Here is an 18,456-nt window from a genome sequence, read left to right on the forward strand (position 1 = left end):
AGCGGGGATCGTTCTCCCCGGAGAGGAGAGATTGGGGTGAGGGACCGTTACATTAATGTATGGCAGTCACCAACATGTGTGTACTTACTATGTCAATGGGTGCCTATGACGAAGAAGAACACGAGCGCCGCGAGCAGCAAGCCTCGAAGGTCGACACCGATTTCGACGACGAGCGGACGATCTATCACGGTAAAGTCGAGTACGATTCCGGCGAGTCAGCCGAGGAACTGCTCGATCAGTTCGAACGGATGAAGTCGGACTGACACCGCGGCGTTCGTTCTCCCCGTTCTCATCGCCGCGAGCGACGGCCATCTCGCAGTATCGCGTAAGCCGGTCGCAGGGGGTCGAGAGCTGCAAGTCCGGCTTCGCCGCGTCACTCGAGGGCATCCCAGCGTGGGTCCATCGTGTCACTTGCGGGCGTCCCAGCCCGGCGTCGTCGGCGCACCGCGGCCCTCCTCGACGTCGGCGGCGATAGCCGAGTCGGGGACCGTCCCGTCCGCGGCTCGGCGTCGCCGTTCCCACTCTCGGATCGCCGGACCGACCCACGATTCGACGCGAGTGTCGTCGGAACCATCGGCCGAACCGCGCGTGTCGCCGGAGCCGTCGGCCGAATCGCCGTCGGCACCTGCCGCGTCGAGGGCCCGCTCTTTCCCCCAGTCGTAGTGATAGTCGGAGGTCACCAGCGTGCCGGGGCTCGAGGCCGCGGCGACGGCGAGACACTCCGCGCGATCCTCGCTCGTTAGCGCTCCGGCAGCCGTCCGGTCGATGACCCCCTCGAGATCCTCGGGTCGCGGGTGGGCGAAGAGCTTCGCGCCGAGGGCCTGCGTGCCGAGCAGCAGTCCGTCGAGGTCCTCGGGTACGTCGTCCTCGAGTAGGCGCCGACCGCCAAAGGCGGCTTCGACGCGCTCGCACTCGGTCTCCTGCTCGAGCGCGAGGTTGTGTGCGGGATAGGACCCACACTCGTCGGGGAATCGGTCGTCGCCGTGGATGCGACACTGCAGCGTCTCGGGGTCGAGGAAGACGCAGGCCGGGAGCCACGTGGGTTCCTCACGGTCGAAGGGAGCGACCGGCTTCGGCGGTTTTCGAAGGCCGACGAAGAAGACCGGGCGGCCGGCGACGGCGGCGACGCTGTAGCCGTCGATCTCGACTCCTTCGCCCGCGTCTCGAGCCCGCCAGAATCGCGGCGTCAGCGCGGGGGCCATCCCCGCCTCGAGAAACGATCGGACTTCGTCTCGAGTCAGGGCGACGAAGTTCGTATCGTCGTCGAAGGGGACTCGCGTCTCGCTAGCGTCGCCGTCGGCGTCGGTCTCGAGTCGGGCGCGTCGGCGTCGACGGGCCGTCCCGTCCGTTTCGGACCCCTGAAACGGTCGCCAGTTCAGACAACAGCCGGCACAGCCCTCGCAGTTCACCTCCATGACCGACGGTAGCACGACGTGACGTATATACTGTTCACCGGCACGAGACCGGTCCGGGGGAACGACTTTCACCGTTCGGCACCCAGCGGTGGGTATGGCACGGGACTCCTGTGACGGCTGCGGCCGGACGGTCACGGTCGCCGGCGGCATCGCCAACCTCTGGACGTTCGGCGACGGCGGCGAGGGGACCGCGATGACGCTCGAGCTCGCGGACGGAACGGCGCACCTGCTGTGTTACCCCTGTATCGAGGTGATCCCCGACGAGCCGACCGCCGAGGACGTCGACCGACTCGAGCAAGTCGACGAGGAGACCTCGCGGCTTCGCGCCGCGTAGTCGCGACTGCGGGTCGAGAGATCGGCCAAAAAATCGAGCGGAGTCGCGGCCGGCCGGCGCTGGTACGTGATATGAGCGCGATGCAGAGCCCCGCGAGCGGAGCCGTTCGCCGACCGACCACCGTCGTCGCGTGAGCCACGACCACTGCGCCATCGTCTGGCGCACGCGGAAGGTGGGAGTCGAACGCCACGAGCGAAGCGCCGCGCGGGCCGAGTGACCGCGATACGCCTCGCGAACCGATCTTCCGTACCCTGTTCGAGGGTCGACATCGTATTCGTAATCGTCCGGCTATCGGCCGGTAGGCACTCCGTTCCCGGCCCGTCTCGAGTCTCCTCCTTCATCTCCGTCCGGACGCCCGTCGTCGATTCGCGAAACGGTTCGGTGCCTTTAGGACGCGGCCGGTCCGTGAGTCGAACGGTGAATCCCGAGCGGATCTTCGAGGAGTTCCCCGCGCCGAGCTACCGCGGGACCCAGGAGCAAGCCCTCCGAGACATTCGCGACGCGTTCGCGGCCGGCAACGACGTCGTCTTAGTTCGCGCGCCGACGGGTAGCGGCAAGTCCCTGCTCGCGCGAGCCGTCGCCGGCTGTGCACGCCACGTCGAGGATAGCGACCCCAGCGACGCGACGGGGGCCTACTACACGACGCCGCAGGTCTCGCAGTTGGACGACGTCGCGGCCGACGACCTGCTGTCGGACCTGAACGTCATCCGCGGGAAATCGAACTACAGCTGTATCCTGCCGGACGAGCGCAACACGCCGGTCAATCAGGCCCCCTGCGTCCGCGAACGGGGCTACGACTGTTCGGTCAAACACCGCTGTCCGTACTTTTCGGATCGAGCGATCGCTTCGAACCGGTCGATCGCAGCGATGACGCTCGCCTACTTCATGCAGACTGCGGGTAGCGAGGTGTTTCGTACGCGCGACGTCGTTGTCATCGACGAGGCCCACGGGCTCGCCCAGTGGGCCGAGATGTACGCGACCATCCAACTTGGACCGCGGACCGTCCCGTTCTGGGACGAGCTCCGCGTCCCCGAGATCGACTCCCTCGATCGCGCCGTCCGTTACGCGGAGAACCTCGCTCAGATCTGCGGCCGCCGGAAGGACGACCTGCTCTCTCAGGACTCGCTGTCGCCCGCGGAGGTGCGCGAGCGCGACCGCCTCCAGGAACTCATCGGCGAACTCGACTGGTTCGTCTCGGACTACCGCGATCCGGAGAGTCCGACGACGTGGCTGGTCGACCAATCCGAGCCCTCGAGCGCCCGCGTCGAGAGCCGCGCCGACGACGACGAGCCCGCGGGCGGCCCCCTCACGATCAAGCCGATGAGTCCCGAGAAGTACCTCAAGCACACGGTCTGGGACCGCGGCAACAAGTTCGCGCTGCTGTCGGCGACGATTCTGAACAAGGACGCCTTCTGCCGACAGGTCGGGCTGAATCCGGAGAACGTCGCGCTGGTCGACGTCGAGCACACGTTCCCGGTCGAAAATCGGCCGCTGTACGACGTTACGCAGGGGAAGATGACCTACGAGCACCGATCGGAGACGACGCCGAAGATCGCCCGGACGATCGTTCGGCTCATGCAACACCATCCCGACGAAAAGGGGCTGGTCCACGCCCACTCCTACGACATTCAGGAGCGACTCGCCGACATGCTCTCCGACTTCGGCGTCGGCGACCGCGTCCGGACCCACGATCGGGACGGCCGCGACGCCGCACTCGACGCCTGGAAAGCGAGCGACGATCCCGACGTCTTTCTCTCGGTGAAGATGGAGGAAGCGCTCGACCTCAAAGGCGATCTCTGTCGGTGGCAGGTGCTCTGTAAGGCGCCGTTCCTCAACACAGGGGACTCGCGGGTCGCCCACCGACTCGAGGAGGGCCAGTGGGCCTGGTACTACCGTACCGCCTTGCGAACCATCATCCAGGGCTGTGGCCGCGTCGTCCGCGCGCCGGACGACTACGGGGCGACGTATCTCGCGGACTCGAGCCTGCTCGACCTCTTCGAGCGCGCACGCACGGACATGCCCGACTGGTTCGAAGAACAGGTCGATCGGCTCTCGGAACCGGACTTACCCGAGTTCCAGCCGCAGGCGGCGCTCGCCGACAGCGGTGGTGCTGGCGGGGGTAACACGACGTCGGCAACGAGCGAGACCGGCACCTCGACGACGGACGAACGGTCGCGGAACCGCTCGCGTTCCCGACGGTCGGGTCGCGGCTCATCGTCCTCGAGTCCGCTGGCCGACGTCTGGGACACGGACGGCTAGAAATAGGCGTTCATCGCTCGAGAACCGAGTGTCGTTTCGGGTCGTCCCTTCCGTCGGGCGCCTTCTCGACTGGCTGGACGGCGAACGCGATGCACTCAGAACGCGGCGAGTGCGCCCCACGCGATCATGGAGGTGATCATGAGGAACGCGAAGCCGAGCGCGATGAACTGGTTCTTGTCCATACGTAGTTCAATTCTCCCCGCCGTTATGAATGTCACGCCCGGTCTCGGCCGAGGAGCGGTCTGAACCCGACGAGAGAGGAGGAGGCGATTCGTACGGGTTGCTGTACCGATGTACCGGTGGGACCGCAGGACGGTTGCGGTCCTATCGGAAATGGCTTACAACAGACAGTATCAGCGTCGGCGCTGACGGACGGTTACGCCGACTAGTACGGCGAGCACCGTTCCGATCGTGAGGGCGAGACCGAAGCCCGGCAGTCCGTCACTATCGTCGGCGTCGTCCGCGCCGTTTTCGTCGTCTGCGCTCTCTCCGTCGTCGGCGTCGGTCTCGTCGTCGCTGTTGTCGTCACTGCTGTCGGTGTCGTCGTCCGTGTCGTCAGTGTCATCCGCGCCGTCTCCATCGTCGGTGTCTGTTTCACCGCCTCCGGCGGTATCGTCGACACCGCTTTCGTCACCGTCCGCTGTCTCATCGCTCTCGGTTTCGGTCGCATTCGTGTTACCGTCGGTTCCGTCGCCGACACCACCGCTTCCGCCGCTACTCGGGGCCGTCTCGCCCGCTGATGAGTCGTCGGTTTCGCCGATGACTTCGCCGTCACCGTCCGTGACCAACGAATCGCCGTCGACGAACTCGAGCCCCGATAGCCCGTCGTCGCCGACGGTCATCGTCACCGTCGCGAGCGTCGGTTCGTCGACGCTCTCCGAGCCGACGTTCGACTGGGTCAGGAACACGTGCCCGGTGTCGGAGTCGTCGGAGTGGTAGCTGACGCCCCCTAACTCTTCGAACTCGACGCTCTCGACGCTCGTGTCGGTCGGTGCGTAGCTCAGGTTCGCCTGAAAGCCGGCGCTGTCCGCGGCAGTGGACGACACTGTGACGGTGACGGTGTCGTCGCTCGAGTCGGTCACCTCGAGCGCCAGCGTACCGTCCGCGCCGGTCGTCGTCAGTTCGCCGTGTGAGCCGCCGTCGGCGGTCGTTGCGTGTGCGCCAGCCGCCATCGCCGTCGTCGCGAGGACGACCACCATGACGAGGACGAATAGTCGCTTCAGTGATCTCGTATCTGTCATTGTGTTGATCTGGTGTGCAAATCGGTTCCGTTCGATACGCTTCCGTTCGATACGCTTCAGGACAAAAATCGCCTCGTGGCGATGTGGGTGTGTTTTCTGGCTATGCCTCGAGTGCGTCTGCGCCGTGGGCAGCGACGATCTCTTCGAGGATGAGCGTGACGTCACCGGCGTCGACCTGCCCGTTTCCGTTCATGTCGGCGATCGACTCGTGGAACGTATCGGTCGGTTCGTCGCCGGCGAGATACTGCTGGGTGAGCGTCACGTCGTAGGCGTTGACTTCCCCGTCGGCGTTGACGTCGCCGGGCCAGGCCGTCGAAATCGTGCCGTCGATCGGCAGGATGTCGAGCTCGCCGTGTTCGTCGTTGAGGTAGGTGTTCGCCTCGTCGAACGCCAGTGCGGAGTCGCCGTCGCTCTCGTTGACGAATTCGAACTCGACTTCGGCGAGCGTCGGGGCCGATTCGTCGCTGGCTTGCGCCTGTGCGATCGAGAACGTCCCGTTGTCGTTGTCGACGTTCGTCACGGGGTCGGCGAAGTCGACACCCTCGATGTCGGTGACCTGTACGACGTCCGGATCGAACTGCACCTGCGTCTCGTATCCGGCGACGGCATCGGCGGACGTGTTGATCTCGACGGTCGTCGTCTCGCCGATCGTTCCGATGTGATCGCCCTCACCGAACGTCAGCAGACCGTCCGGCTGTTCGATGATCGTCACGTTGCTGGAAGCGGCGTCGTCGTCGCTTGCAACCGTAACGGGGGCCGTTCCGGCGTCACTGACGTTGGTCTCCCACGTCAGCGTGATCGCCGTCGTTTCACCCTCTTCGAGTTCGACCGTCGTACTGTCGACCTCGTTGCCTTCGAAGTCGGAGAGCGCCACGGTTTGCGTCTCGTTCTCGGCGTCGACGTTACTCACGGTGGCGCCGACGGTCAGTTCGTCGCCTTCGATCACCGGCTCGTTGGTGTCCGTGATGTCGACCTGGAAGCCGGTTCCGAGATCCGTCTGGAGGTATTCGACGGCGTTCGCCAGAATCGTATCGGCGTCGTCGGTGTAGTCGCCGTCACCGACGAACGTAGTGTACCCCAGGTTCGATGCCAGAACCGTGGCGCTCCGTTCGTCGACGGCGAACCCGTCGCCGACCGTCGTGTCGGTTCCGGTTATGGCGGTCTCCGCCAGCACGTCGAACTCGGTGTCGTCGAACCAGGTGTGGTCGCCGAACGCCGCAGTGTGGAGGTCGACGCTGTCGCCATCGTCGCCGACACCGTCGAAGATGTCGTGCGTCGACGTCAGTTCGTAGCCGATCGGCGGCGTGACGAAGTCGTCCTGGAACGTGGCGCTCGGCTCACCCGTGAGCTCGGAGTGAACCGGAATCGCGTTGCTCTCCTCACCCCATTGGTCGAGGTAGACGACGCCGGTAGCCGCGTCGTCGGTAGCGTCGATGAACGCCTCGGCGTTCGCCTCGTCTATCTGCTGGACGACGATTGCGTCGTAGCCGTTCATCGCCTCTTCGGCGTCGACGACGGTCGGCGCGTACATCGGTGGCAGCGACTCCTCGAGGGTCGCTGCGACGTCGGCACCGTGCGTGTTGCTGTCGTCGACGACGGCGACGGGAACGTACTCCTCGAACACCGTCGTCGGACCGGTGGTGACGACCGCCTCGTCGTCGAGTCCCGTGACGGTGTGCTCGAGCGAGAACTCGCCGTCGGTGTCCGCGGTCGTTTCGACGGTGATCGTCAGTTCGTCGGTAACGGGACCGCCGAGGTCGACTGACTCGCCGAACTCGACTTCCTCACCCTCGACGAACAGGGTCGCGTCGTCGGTTTCGTACTCGCCATCGAAATCAACGGTTACCGTCTCGGCGTTCGCGACGTCGAGGGTCACGTCGACCGCGTCACCGCCTTCGACGCCGTCGGGCTGTTCGTCGATCAGTTCGACGTCGAGTCCGTCGGCGAGTTCGAACTCCTGGACGGTGACTTCCTCCGCTTCGACCGTCACGTCGGAACTCGCACTCTCGTAGCCGAACGCGTCGGCGGTCACGGTGTACTCGCCTTCGGCGGCGATCAGGTGATACTGGCCGTCTGCATCGGTCGTGGTGCTCCCGCCGTCATCGAGATCGACGGTTGCGCCCTCGATCGGAACGCCGTCGTCGTCGGTGACGGTGCCGTTGACGCCGCTGTCGAGTGCGACCAGGTCGGTCGCGGCGGCGACGTCGATGATCCCGTGTCCGTACTCGGTGTTCGGATCCTCGTCGGGAGCGTGATCCGGTTGCCAGGCGGTTTCTTCCATCGCATCGTACAGCAGTTCGCGGTCGGCGTCACCGCTGGAGGCGGCGACCATCAGCGCAAAGGCGCCGGCTTTGTGTGGCGCGGACATCGAGGTTCCGGAGTAGGTCCCGTCGTAGCCACCGCCGGGGACCGCGCTCAGCACCTCGACACCGGGTGCCGCTGCGTCCGGCACGACGTACTCGTCGGGCCAGTAGTCCGGTGCGTCCGGATACGCGCTCTCCGTCTCGACGAGTTCGCCGCTCGAGAACGACGCGACCTGTGCGTCTTCGTCGACGGCACCGCTCGCGACGTTGGGGTAGATGTTTCCGGGGGCTCCGCTGACTCCCTGACCGCTGTTTCCGATCGACGAAACCAGCACGACGCCGGCGTCTCGAGCGTTTTCGGAGGGCTCGACCATCTCGTCGTCGTAGCCGTCCACGCCGAGACTCATCGTGACGATGTCGGCGTCAGTGTCGTCGACGGCCCACTCCATCCCAGCGATGATCTGCGCGAACGTTCCGCCGCCAGCGTCGTCGAGAACCTTTCCGTGGTAGAGTTCGGCCCCGGGGGCGACGCCGTAGGCGGGAACGTCACCGTCGGGATCGTCCGGTCCGACGACGGTTCCGCTCACGTGCGTTCCGTGGCCGTTTCCGTCGTTGGGGTCGCTGTCGACCGGCTCGCCGTTCCCGTCGAACTCGATCCAGTTTCCGTCGTCGATCTCGAGGTCGGGATGGTCGGTGTCGACGCCCGTATCGAGGACCGCGACACCTGCGCCCTCACCCTGGGTTCCGTGTTCGTCCCAGACCTCGGTCGCGTTGATCATATCGAGACCGTACGTGACGCTTTCGTTCGTCGGCTCCGCCGACGGTTCATCCGCTGACTCGCCGTCCGTACTGGCGTCGCTGTCGTCTCGCTCACCCATCGTTTCCACGTCGAAGTTCGCGTGGATCGACTCGGCACCGGTGTACCGCAGCACTTCCTCGGGCGACACCTGCGTGGTATCGACCTCGAGGAGGACCGCGTTCGCGATCCAGAACCGGTTGACGTAATCGACACCGTCCGTCTCTGCGGCCCACCGGACTGTGTCGGTCTGCGTTGCTTGGGCGTGTTGTTGCAACTCGCCGATGGCGTCCGCCGTACTCGCCGAGGCGGCGACGTCGGCGCTCTCGAACCGAACCACCATCTCCGTGGTTCCGTCTGCCTCGTGCAGCGCCTCGTCGATCCGGTCCCCTGCCAGTTCGACATCGTCGAGTTGGTCGTCGGCTGCCGATGTCCCGTCGAGCGTCCCGGCCCCCGCCATTGCCGGGAGTGACGTAACCATTAACAGCGCAAATACGACAACTATGCTCCGTCGGAGCGTCGATTTCGATCGTTGTCTGCTCATGTATTAGTCGGTGATTCTGCCGTTTGCTGTGGCAGACCACGGTCTTAATCCGAACCTAAATTTAATAAGTAAAAACTACTGTTGTCTACTGGAGAATAGTGTCGCAAGATTAATTACAATATTATAATAGTATTTAACTTAGCAATTCGGCGGAGATACTTGTGGCCGTACCGGCCTCGAGTACGGCTGGTCGATCGCGGCGATCGCTCTCGAAACAGATCACGTATCTCCAAAATTCCGTTCAGAATCGGCCTAAACGTCGATTATCGCTATTCGACCCGGACGTCGAGGACGACGTGTTCGACCCCCGCACTGTGGCTCTTCACGCGCCGTCGGTCGAGTACGTCGAGCGTTCGTCCGGCGTCGGCGACCGCCGTCTCGAGCCGATCCATCGGCCGGTCCCACAGTCGCGACGTCGGCGTCGCCTCGTGATAGTGGACGACGCCGCCGGGAACGAGCGCCTCGAGCGCCGTCGGGAGGAACTCGTGGGCTTCGTCGGTTCGCGTGCCGTGCTCGTCGCCGTCCGCGCCGGTGACTTCGGCGTCGGCACTCCCGTAGTACCCCATCACGACCCGATCGACCTCGAGTTCGCTCGCGAGATCCCGGCAGTCGGTCATGTAGGCGTCGACTCGGTCGCCGACGTCGTTCAGCACGGCGTTCTCGAGCAGGTAGCGAAACGCGGTCGGGTTGATCTCGCTCGCCGTCACCCGCGCCCCGGCGCGGGCCATCGGGAGGGTGAAGTAGCCGATGCCGGCGAACATGTCGAAGACGCGCTCGCCGTCCGCAACGACGGCTCCCATTCGGGCGCGCTCAGCTTGATTTCCGGGCGAGAACATCACCGTCGCGGGGTCGAGTCCGTACCTGGTTCCGTGCTCGGTGTGGATAGTCTCGGTGTCGCGTTCGCCCGCCAGCAGGCGCGTTCGCGGCTCGCGGTGGGTGCCCGCATCGCCGTCGTTCGCGATCCCCTCGTCGGCCAGCACGCTGTCGGCCTCGCCGTGGAGTTCGAGCAGCGCCTCGCCGAGGGCTTGCTCGTTTGGACAGCCCGCTGGAACGGTCACGAGGATCACCGAGCCGATCACGGCCCACGAGCCCGGAACCGATTCGAGTTCCGAATCGCTCCAGCCGCGGTCGGCGAGCAGGTCCTCGAGGTCCCGGTTGCGGGGCTCGGGCTCGAGCTGGCGGACGACCTCGAGGACGTCGGTCTCCGTCGGCGGCTCGGTGATGGGGAGTGCGATCGTGTCGGACCCGTCCCCGCGCTCACGGGTCGTTTCACTCCCCGTTCGATCCGAGGGCGTCCCTCCGCTTCGCCCTCGCTCTTCGCGCACGCGCCTCGAATCGTCGTAGACGCCTTCGGCTCGAAGCGACTCGATGGCGGTTTCGGCGCGCGGCTTTTCGACGATGGCGGCGAGGGGCGCGTCGGCTTGCGCCCGCTCGAGGACGTCGTCGACGGTCGTCGGACCCTCCTCGGGCGTCGGGTCGTCCTCAGGCATCGTTTCCGTAGGGATCGTACGGCCCGTCGCGTTCGATCTCAGAATCGCCGTCCGGATCGGGAAGGATGTGCAGTCCGGCGCGGCTCTTCAAGACGGGGACGGTCTCCGCGTCGGGATCGAAGTAGTCCGGTCGAGCGACGGTCTTCGCCCGATACGTTTCGGGATCGAGCACCTGCACGGCGTTCTCGTCCTCGATGGTGACGACCGTGGTCTCGACGGCGTCCTCGAGGTCGCCGAGTCTGCGCGCGTCGGGGGAGTTCCCCTCCTCGTAGCTCGCTTCGTAGCGCTCGCCGGTCGTCGCGCGGATGCCCTTGAGATTGCCGCGGGCGCTGCGGACGATCACCGGTCCCCCATCGTCGTCGTCGAGTTCGATGATCTCGCCGGGTCTGTACGGCGGCAGTCGAACGGCGAACGTCACTCGGTAGACCTCGTTGCCGTCGGAGTCCTCGGTGACGAGCGTTTCGGCGTCGTTGACGGTGCCGCCGAACTCCTCGACCATCTTGTTCGAGATCTTCTTCCCGATCTTGTTGGTCGAGACCTTGATGTTCAGGCCGTCGTCGGTCTCTGTCGTCTCCGTGACGAAGGCGTTGCGGTCTCCCGTCTCCTCCATGTCGGCGACGATCTGGTTCGCGATCACCTTCGCTCGCTCGATCTCCTCGCTCGTCGGCGTTCGGTCCTCGGCCCGAATCTGGACGATGCTGGCGTAGTAGTCGCCGGCGATGCGCCCGCAGCGGGTGCACGTCTGGCGCGCGATTCTGACCGGGACCGTCACCTGCTCTTCGACCGGGGTTCCGCGCACGACGCCCGTGAAGTAACAGTGCATCCGGATCGTGTTCGGATCGATCTGCTCGGGTTCGACCTGCCAGGCGACGTCGTCGACGTCGACGTGAACGGAGAGGGCCTCGCTGACCTCCTCGATGGCGACGTCGGTGTAATCCTGTGCGCCCACGTCGACCCACCGATTTCCGCGGTAGACGGCCCCGCAGGTGGCACAGACGCGAACGTCGATCCGATCCGGCACGTCCACGAAGTCGAAGTCGTCGAAGTAACAGGCGTCACAGAGCTCTACTTCCGCACCCGGCCGCAGCGGATCCGCGGCGTCGGTCTCCTCGGCCGATCGCTCGGGAACGGGGTCCCCACACCGGGGACAGAACGCGCGAGAATCACTCATTATCGCCGATTGGTGGGTGAGAGAGTTAAACGACGCGCTCTGTGCGTTGCGCTCGCTCGAGCGATGCCGGACGGGAGACGACGGTCGCGTGAGGGGAGACTGAAATCCAACCGACGGCGTCAGCGACGGTGCGGGTTACTTCGCCGCGTCGTCCGCGCTCCCGTTCCGGCGGCGGAGCCACTCGAGCGCCGCTGCACCGCTCACGACGCCTGCACCCGTGGTGAAGCCGGGTACTGCCTCTTCGGTATCTTCCGCTCCGTTATCGGTTCCCGATTCGTCGTCGCTCGCGTTGCCATCGTCCGCGTCGTCGACATCCGGTTCGTCCGTGTCGCCGGTGGTCGACTCGTTCGTATCGTCGCCGCCGTCGCTGTTCTCATCCTCAGCAGGCGCGTCCTCACCACTGTCGTCGGTATCGTCGCTGCCGTCGGCATCATCGCCGTCGTCGGTTTGATCCTCTTCGTCGGACCCATCGGGGCGATCGTCGCCCTCGGAACGGATGGCGACCAGCGTCTCGGAACTGGCGTAGATCGTTTCGTCGGCGATCGCAATCGACGGGATCTCGTTCGTTCCGACGGACCACTCGATTTCGCCGGTTTCGGCGTCGAGGGCGTACACGCCGTCGATTTCCTCGGGAACGTCGTCGGGATCGTATCCCATGCCGTCGATCGTCAGCCCCGCGTACACGATCCCGTCGCCGACGGCCATCGAAGGCACGCGGTACGTGTTTACTTCGGCGTTCCAGACCTCCTCACCCGTTTCCCGGTCGTAGCCCGTCCCCTTGTGCGAGTCGAGACCGTAGAACCTGCCGTCGGTGATCGGACCCGGATCGAACGGGTTGCGTTCGCTGCTCGCGCGTTGCTCGCCGGTTTCGACGTCGTATAGCGTCGTGTACCCGAGCGGCCACATCGAGTTCTCGTCCGTGTCCGCGCTGCCGATCGCCACGACGTCGTCGGTCGCGACGGGGGAACTCGTCTGGCGCGGATTCGGCTCCATGAACCGACTGTGCTCGTCGTCGCCGACCGGCTCCTCGTCGGCCCAGCGAACGGTACCGTCCTCGAGTTCGAGCGCGAACGCTCGCGATTCGCTGACGGCGAAGACGGCACCGCCGCCGACGGCGACGGGCTGCTCGTACAGCGGGTCGCCGTCCGGTTCGAACTGCCATCGTTCATCGTTGTCGTGGGCGTCCACGGCGTACAGCACGCCGTCGGCGACGACGAACACCCGGTCGTTCGCGATGACGGGCGACGGAATCGCCTCGTCGTACCCGAGATCGGACTGACAGCAGATCTCGCCGTCGTCGCGCTTGAGCTGTGTCAGCCGTTCGCCGCCGACGTACACGAGGTCGGCCGTTACCGCAGGCGTTCCGGTCGCACCGATGTTTTCCGTCTTCCACTCGAGCGTTCCGTCCGCGGCGTCGAGCGCGTGGACTTCACCGTCGGCCGTCAGATAGACGGTGTCGTCGACCACCGCCACGGGACCACCGTGGTCGTACTCCCAGGCGACAGTCACCGGCGGCTCCGGGTCGGACCCTGCGGGAACGACCGGATTGTTCCCCGGGTTTCCGCCCAGTGACGACCAGCCGGGGGATTCCTCGAGCGGTGTCGATCGGGCCTCGTCGGCGGCTGCGACGCCGGTCGAGAGCAGGCCGCCCATCGCCGTGAGGCCGGTGTACTTCAGGACGTCTCGTCTATCGTGTTCGACCATGACGGCGAGACCTCGGATGCGTGACCTCTTGGCTACCGTTTCGATAGCACCGTTGCGACCGCACTCCCGCTGCGTACAATTGTTGTGGAACTGACGATCGTCTATAATTCGCGAAGCGACATGTCGACGCCGGAAGCCGGATTCGCTGGTTCACCGGTTCTCACAGGTTGAGAGCTCTACACGAAACGAGGGGGTCGCCGGTCGCGCGCCCTGCTCCTCTCGTCGAGCGGCGAGTACCGCTACCTGGGTGTCGTTCCCGGTTCGATACGCTCGAGAACCCTGATTCACTATCCGGTCGGACCGGACCAAGCCCCGTTTCGTCTCTGCCAACGAACGCGTCAGACGCTCGTCAGACGATCGGCTCTCCGGTCCCGTCAGACGTGACCACGTCACGGGGTCTCCATGCGAAACGAGGGGGTTCGCCCAACGGTCACGAAAAACATCACTTCTCCGGGAGATCCGGTCTCTCGAGGGCGGATTCCGGTCCTCGAGCGACCGAATCGTCACGGCACTTATTGTATCGGACCCCTTCAGTGACAGTATGAACTGGCAGGCGGATTGGGGGTTACGGTTTCGGATGTTCCTGACGATGTTTCTGCTCTTCGCGCTGTACATCGTCTTCGCGGGCGTGATGACCGCATACATTACGGGCGGTGCGAACCTGCTCGTCTTCGCGATGCTGTTCGGCGGCATGTCGCTGGTCCAGTACTACTACAGCGACACCCTCACCCTCCGGAGCATGGGCGCGAAGACGGTTTCGGCCGAGGAGTACCCGCAACTCCACGGCTCCGTCGAACGCCTCTCCCAACAGGCCGACCTCCCCAAACCGAAGGTCGCGGTGATGGACTCGAACGTACCCAACGCCTTCGCGACGGGACGCAACCAGAAGAACGCCGCCGTCGCGGTGACGACGGGGCTTATGCGGACGCTCGATCAGGACGAACTCGACGGCGTCATCGCCCACGAACTCGCCCACGTCAAGAACAGGGATATGATGGTGATGACGTTCGCCTCGCTACTCGCGACGATCGCGTTCATGGTCGTTCGCTGGGGAGCCTTCTTCGGCGGCGGGCAGAGTCGCGGCGGCAAGGGCGGCGGCATCATGGTCGCCATCCTCGTCTCGTTGCTCGTCTGGATCATCAGCTACATCCTCATTCGGGCGCTCTCGCGCTACCGCGAGTACTCGGCCGACCGCGGCGCGGCCGCGATCACGGGTAACCCCTCCGCGCTGGCCTCCGCGCTCATGAAGATCTCCGGCGAGATGGACAACGTTCCCAAAAACGACATGCGCGAGGAGGCCGAGATGAACGCCTTCTTCATCATCCCCATCAAGTCCGGCATCGTCGGCCGACTGTTCAGCACGCACCCGCCGACGGAGAACCGGATCGAACAGCTCCGGAACCTCGAGCGGGAGATGCAATCCTTCTGAGGGTACGCCAACCTCATACGATCCGCTGTAACTGTGTACCGGAGCGACCGCTGTACGGGTCGCGGTCGCTCCGGAAATGACTTACAGCTGACCGTATCACACGAGATATGGGACTGCTGGACGGACTCCGCGCCGTACTCGGCCTGCGCGCCGAGACGGACGCCAGACGCGACGCCGACCCCGACGACCTCTTCGGGATGAGCACCGCCTACCTCACGATGGAGGCCGACCTCGGCTACGACTCGCTCGACGTCGGTGCGCTTTGTTTCTCCGGCGTCGACTCGAGTAGCTTTCGCGACGCCGTCGACGAGGTCGAAGCGATCTTGGAGGCCGGCCGCGAGGACACCGGCACCGACTTCGCGGTCACTAGCGACGACCACGGCTACCACTGGGTCGTCCTCGAGGACTCGAACCCCGAGGACCTGATCACGAGCATGCACTTCGCCGCGGACACGTTTATCGAACACGGCTACGGCTCGCGGCTGCTGGCGGCGGTGTTCGCCTACGAGAACCTCGGCGGAACGGCCTACTGGATCTACTCCTTCCGCCGCGGTGCGTTCTACCCCTTCGCGCCTCGCTCCGGCCGGGAGCGCGACTCGAGTGCGGAGTTCAAACTCGAGGCGAGCCTGGACGGCGAACTCGAGATCGAACGCGAAAAGGAGTACTGGTACCCGCTGTGGCCGAGTTCGAGCGGTACGCATCCCTGGGAGTGAGTCGAACGGGGGTGTTCGCGTTTCTGAGCGAGTCGGTGGCACCCCGGTACCAAATACTGTTGGCACCACCGATATTATGGTCCCGTTCGTACGTCGAAGTACGGCAGGAACCTACCGCCACATCATCACCAACTGCGCCATACACCAGTTGTTGCCACCTTTTCCTGCCGCCCTTTCACGACCGCCCAGCCGCAGCTCGCTCACCGCGACGACCGACAGTCGACCGGACCGGGCGCTCGTCGATCGGTGTCGCATCCATTATGTCGGCCCGCTGGGTAGGCCCTGCCAGTGAGCCACTGGAACCAGTTCAAGGGAGACCCGCGACACGCGGGGGTTCGACGCGACCTCGAGGGACCGACTCGCGTGACGGAGGGCTGGACGGCCGACCTCGTCGGCCCCGTCGGATCGCCGGTCCTCGACCGCGACACCGTCTTCGTCGGGACGAGTCACGGGAACTGTTACGCGCTCGAGCGCGAGCACGGCCGCGAACGCTGGCGGTTCGAGACGACCGGTGCGACCGACGCGGCACCGGTCGTCACCCACGAGTTGCTGTATCTCGGTGCCGGCGACGTCGTCTACGCGCTCGACCCCGCGACCGGTGAGCAGATCTGGACGTCGGAACTGCCGGACGTGACCGAGTCCTCGCTGGCGCTTGCTGACGGCGTCCTGTACGCCGGACACGGCACGGGCGTCTCGGCGCTCGAGGCCGAAACTGGCGAACTCGTCTGGAGCCACGAGACGGACGCGGCGGTCGTCGGCGCGCCGGCGGTCGACAGCGCGCGGGACCGGACCGGTGGGCAGGGTTGGGGTCAGCAGTCGGTCGACGAAGCCGACCTGGATCTGTTGTCGCTCGAGGACGCACAAATGGCGGACGACGACGCACAACCTCACGACCAGGATCGCGTCTACGTCGGGACTGACGACGAGACGGTGCTCGCGCTCGAGGCCGAGACGGGCGAGGAGCTCTGGGATGCCCCGACCGACGGCGTCATCGTCGACGGACCGACGGTCGTCGACGAGCGGGTGTACGTCGCCGACGGGAGCGGCACGCTCGTCGCGTTGCACGCCGACAGCGGCCAGTCGTGGTTCACCTACCAGATTCAGGAGTCGTTTACCTCCACGCCGACGGTCCTCCCCGAGCTCGATACGACGTTCGTCGGCGCGTCGGACGGCTACCTCCACGTCACCGATACGACGTTCGGCCGGCGCAAACTCCGCGGCTGGCTGTTCGCGAAGAAGGGGGTTGCACTCGACGGCGAGGTCGCCTCGAGTCCCGTCGTCGCCGGCGACATCTGCTGCGTCGGCGACTCCACCGGCTCGCTGTACGGCATCGATCTCTCCGACGACTGCGACCTCTGCTGGCACTTCGGTCTCGAGGGACCGATCACGGCGACGCCCGCACTCGCCGAGAACCGGCTGTTCGTCGGCGGCGGCGATCGGCTCTACTGCCTCGAGTGGGATCCCGACGAACGGCGACCGTGATCGTCACTGGAGGCTCGATCGTTCGGATCACTCGACAGTCTCCTCGCGTGTCTCGGTCTCGTTCGATTCGCCTTTTCGGATAAATCTGGTGTCGTGATGCCTTTTCATCCCGACGCCGCCCGGCACTTTCACTTTCACTCTCCTGTTAACGAGGGTTTATGAGGTGTCCGGCACAAGCACGGAGTATGCCAACAGCAGATCTCGAGACGCTCCCCGGCGTTGGACCGGCAACTGCAGAGAAGCTCAACGAATCTGGATTCGAATCCTTCCAGAGTCTCGCCGTCGCCTCACCCTCCGAACTCTCGAACACGGCCGACGTCGGCGAGTCCACGGCCGCGGACATCGTTCGCGCCGCGCGTGACGCAGCCGACATCGGTGGCTTCGAGACCGGGACTACGGTCCTGGAACGACGGAACGAAATCGGCAAATTGAGCTGGCACATCGACGAGGTCGACGACCTGCTCGGTGGCGGCATCGAGACCCAGTCGATCACCGAAGTCTACGGCGAGTTCGGCTCCGGGAAATCGCAGGTCACTCACCAGATGGCCGTCAACGTCCAGCTCCCCAAGGAGGTCGGCGGGCTCCACGGCTCCTGTATCTTCGTGGACAGCGAGGACACGTTCCGACCCGAGCGGATCGACGACATGGTTCGCGGGCTTCCGGACGAGGCCATCAACGCGGCGCTCGAGGATCGAGAGATCGAGGGCTCGGCCGACGACAAAGACGCTGTCGACGAACTCATCGACGACATCCTCGACAAGATCCACGTCGCGAAGGCGTTCAACTCCAACCACCAGATGCTGCTGGCCGAGAAGGCCAAGGAGCTGGCCAGCGAGCACGAGGACTCGGAGTACCCCGTCCGCCTGCTCGCGGTCGACTCCCTGACCGCCCACTTCCGCGCGGAGTACGTCGGCCGTGGCCAGCTCGCGGACCGACAGCAGAAGCTCAACAAGCACCTCCACGACCTCGATAAGGTCGGAAACCTCTACAACGCCGCCGTGATCGTCACGAACCAGGTCGCCTCGAACCCCGACTCGTTCTTCGGCGACCCGACCCAGCCGATCGGTGGCAACATCCTCGGCCACAAGTCCACGTTCCGGATCTACCTTCGCAAGTCGAAAGGCGACAAGCGGATCGTCAAACTGGTCGACGCGCCGAACCTCGCCGACGGCGAAAGTGTCATGCGCGTCCAGGGCGACGGGCTGAAGCCGGAGTAAGCGACGTCCCTTCGGCGTCGACGGCGTAGTTTTTACGCGACTGGTTCTACCGAGACCGCCACTGCCGCTTCGGCAGTACTGTCGACAGTGATCTCGTATCCCACGTAAACGAAGCTTACGCGACCCGTACGCGGCTCTCCTCCGCGTGTCGGTTCGAACAACGCGTCCAACGCTTCCGGGTCGATCACGTTCCACAGCGGCGGCAGCGTCAGTGGATCACAGTCCTCGGCCTCGCTCACGGCGTCGACGATCGTTTCGGTAACGGAGGGGGGTGCGGGTCGGTCTTCGGACAGTGTGTGGACAATCATCGAAATCCGTACGCCACGATATAGTAAATAGCTATCTGTGATCGGTGCTT

At 65.1% G+C, this 18,456-nt stretch carries 15 protein-coding genes; 7 read left to right on the plus strand and 8 right to left on the minus strand.

Annotated features, from left to right (window positions below; translation table 11 throughout):
• The first annotated feature begins 89 nt into the window (after positions 1-89).
• Entirely contained in the window at positions 90-263 is a 174-nt protein-coding gene (locus BLT08_RS23050) for a DUF5786 family protein (protein WP_245724217.1), read from the plus strand.
• A gap of 144 nt (positions 264-407) precedes the next feature.
• Here the strand turns inward: BLT08_RS23050 and BLT08_RS13325 are convergent, their stop codons facing one another.
• The gene (locus BLT08_RS13325; protein WP_090308126.1) at positions 408-1,415 is read right to left on the minus strand and encodes a YkgJ family cysteine cluster protein; all 1,008 of its coding nucleotides are present in this window, start codon (positions 1,413-1,415) and stop codon (positions 408-410) included.
• Between the two features lie 94 nt (positions 1,416-1,509).
• On the opposite strand from BLT08_RS13325, the gene BLT08_RS13330 reads away from it, so the two are divergent.
• Both BLT08_RS13330 and BLT08_RS13335 read left to right on the plus strand, forming a co-directional pair.
• Positions 1,510-1,749 carry a DUF7561 family protein gene (locus tag BLT08_RS13330; RefSeq protein ID WP_006092570.1) on the plus strand — a complete coding sequence of 80 codons (240 nt, stop codon included), beginning with the start codon at positions 1,510-1,512 and terminating at the stop codon, positions 1,747-1,749.
• 417 nt (positions 1,750-2,166) lie between these two features.
• Complete coding sequence (locus tag BLT08_RS13335) at positions 2,167-4,008, plus strand: helicase C-terminal domain-containing protein (protein WP_090308132.1); 1,842 nt, start codon at positions 2,167-2,169, stop codon at positions 4,006-4,008.
• A 95-nt stretch (positions 4,009-4,103) separates the two neighbouring features.
• Here BLT08_RS13335 and BLT08_RS23630 read toward each other — a convergent pair whose 3' ends face one another.
• The 6 genes from BLT08_RS23630 to BLT08_RS13360 all read right to left on the minus strand — a co-directional run bounded on the left by BLT08_RS23630 (position 4,104) and on the right by BLT08_RS13360 (position 13,257).
• Positions 4,104-4,226, minus strand: coding sequence for a hypothetical protein (locus BLT08_RS23630; protein ID WP_281245270.1), 123 nt, complete (start codon positions 4,224-4,226; stop codon positions 4,104-4,106).
• Positions 4,227-4,361: 135 nt separating this feature from the next.
• Positions 4,362-5,249: a hypothetical protein gene (locus tag BLT08_RS13340; protein ID WP_090308135.1), complete on the minus strand. Its 888-nt coding sequence runs from the start codon at positions 5,247-5,249 to the stop codon at positions 4,362-4,364.
• Between the two features lie 100 nt (positions 5,250-5,349).
• Positions 5,350-8,829: a S8 family serine peptidase gene (locus tag BLT08_RS13345; protein WP_245724218.1), complete on the minus strand. Its 3,480-nt coding sequence runs from the start codon at positions 8,827-8,829 to the stop codon at positions 5,350-5,352.
• 332 nt (positions 8,830-9,161) lie between these two features.
• The gene (locus BLT08_RS13350) at positions 9,162-10,382 is read right to left on the minus strand and encodes a class I SAM-dependent methyltransferase (protein WP_090308140.1); all 1,221 of its coding nucleotides are present in this window, start codon (positions 10,380-10,382) and stop codon (positions 9,162-9,164) included.
• Positions 10,375-11,553: a 60S ribosomal export protein NMD3 gene (locus BLT08_RS13355; RefSeq protein WP_090308143.1), complete on the minus strand. Its 1,179-nt coding sequence runs from the start codon at positions 11,551-11,553 to the stop codon at positions 10,375-10,377. The genes BLT08_RS13350 and BLT08_RS13355 overlap by 8 nt, the downstream gene beginning before the upstream one ends.
• 135 nt (positions 11,554-11,688) lie before the next feature.
• Positions 11,689-13,257, minus strand: coding sequence for an outer membrane protein assembly factor BamB family protein (locus BLT08_RS13360; protein WP_090308146.1), 1,569 nt, complete (start codon positions 13,255-13,257; stop codon positions 11,689-11,691).
• A gap of 541 nt (positions 13,258-13,798) precedes the next feature.
• Between BLT08_RS13360 and htpX the strand changes: the two genes are divergently transcribed.
• From htpX to radA, 4 genes are all read left to right on the plus strand, one after another.
• Positions 13,799-14,686: a zinc metalloprotease HtpX gene (htpX, locus tag BLT08_RS13365; RefSeq protein WP_090308149.1), complete on the plus strand. Its 888-nt coding sequence runs from the start codon at positions 13,799-13,801 to the stop codon at positions 14,684-14,686.
• 107 nt (positions 14,687-14,793) lie between these two features.
• On the plus strand, positions 14,794-15,399 hold the full coding sequence (pspAB, locus tag BLT08_RS13370; RefSeq protein WP_090308152.1) for a PspA-associated protein PspAB: 606 nt from the start codon (positions 14,794-14,796) through the stop codon (positions 15,397-15,399).
• 288 nt (positions 15,400-15,687) lie between these two features.
• Positions 15,688-16,881 carry an outer membrane protein assembly factor BamB family protein gene (locus BLT08_RS13375; RefSeq protein WP_090308155.1) on the plus strand — a complete coding sequence of 398 codons (1,194 nt, stop codon included), beginning with the start codon at positions 15,688-15,690 and terminating at the stop codon, positions 16,879-16,881.
• A 185-nt stretch (positions 16,882-17,066) separates the two neighbouring features.
• A complete protein-coding gene (gene radA, locus BLT08_RS13380) occupies positions 17,067-18,098 on the plus strand; it encodes a DNA repair and recombination protein RadA (RefSeq protein WP_090308159.1) in 1,032 nt (343 codons plus the stop codon).
• A 32-nt stretch (positions 18,099-18,130) separates the two neighbouring features.
• On the opposite strand, the gene BLT08_RS13385 is transcribed toward radA, so the two are convergent.
• The gene (locus tag BLT08_RS13385; protein ID WP_090308162.1) at positions 18,131-18,406 is read right to left on the minus strand and encodes a DdfA family disk-determining factor; all 276 of its coding nucleotides are present in this window, start codon (positions 18,404-18,406) and stop codon (positions 18,131-18,133) included.
• Positions 18,407-18,456: the final 50 nt, after the last annotated feature.

The sequence above is a fragment of the Natronorubrum texcoconense genome (assembly GCF_900100335.1).
GTDB classification, from domain to species: Archaea; Halobacteriota; Halobacteria; order Halobacteriales; family Natrialbaceae; genus Natronorubrum; species Natronorubrum texcoconense.

Excerpts from the sequence above, each read along its gene's own strand:
- BLT08_RS23050 (WP_245724217.1), top strand. The coding sequence starts at position 90 with ATGTCAATGGGTGCCTATGACGAAGAAGAACACGAGCGCCGCGAGCAG.
- BLT08_RS13325 (WP_090308126.1), bottom strand. The coding sequence starts at position 1,415 with ATGGAGGTGAACTGCGAGGGCTGTGCCGGCTGTTGTCTGAACTGGCGA.
- BLT08_RS13330 (WP_006092570.1), top strand. The coding sequence starts at position 1,510 with ATGGCACGGGACTCCTGTGACGGCTGCGGCCGGACGGTCACGGTCGCC.
- BLT08_RS13340 (WP_090308135.1), bottom strand. The coding sequence starts at position 5,249 with ATGACAGATACGAGATCACTGAAGCGACTATTCGTCCTCGTCATGGTG.
- BLT08_RS13345 (WP_245724218.1), bottom strand. The coding sequence starts at position 8,829 with ATGGTTACGTCACTCCCGGCAATGGCGGGGGCCGGGACGCTCGACGGG.
- BLT08_RS13350 (WP_090308140.1), bottom strand. The coding sequence starts at position 10,382 with ATGCCTGAGGACGACCCGACGCCCGAGGAGGGTCCGACGACCGTCGAC.
- BLT08_RS13355 (WP_090308143.1), bottom strand. The coding sequence starts at position 11,553 with ATGAGTGATTCTCGCGCGTTCTGTCCCCGGTGTGGGGACCCCGTTCCC.
- BLT08_RS13360 (WP_090308146.1), bottom strand. The coding sequence starts at position 13,257 with ATGGTCGAACACGATAGACGAGACGTCCTGAAGTACACCGGCCTCACG.
- htpX (WP_090308149.1), top strand. The coding sequence starts at position 13,799 with ATGAACTGGCAGGCGGATTGGGGGTTACGGTTTCGGATGTTCCTGACG.
- pspAB (WP_090308152.1), top strand. The coding sequence starts at position 14,794 with ATGGGACTGCTGGACGGACTCCGCGCCGTACTCGGCCTGCGCGCCGAG.
- radA (WP_090308159.1), top strand. The coding sequence starts at position 17,067 with ATGCCAACAGCAGATCTCGAGACGCTCCCCGGCGTTGGACCGGCAACT.
- BLT08_RS13385 (WP_090308162.1), bottom strand. The coding sequence starts at position 18,406 with ATGATTGTCCACACACTGTCCGAAGACCGACCCGCACCCCCCTCCGTT.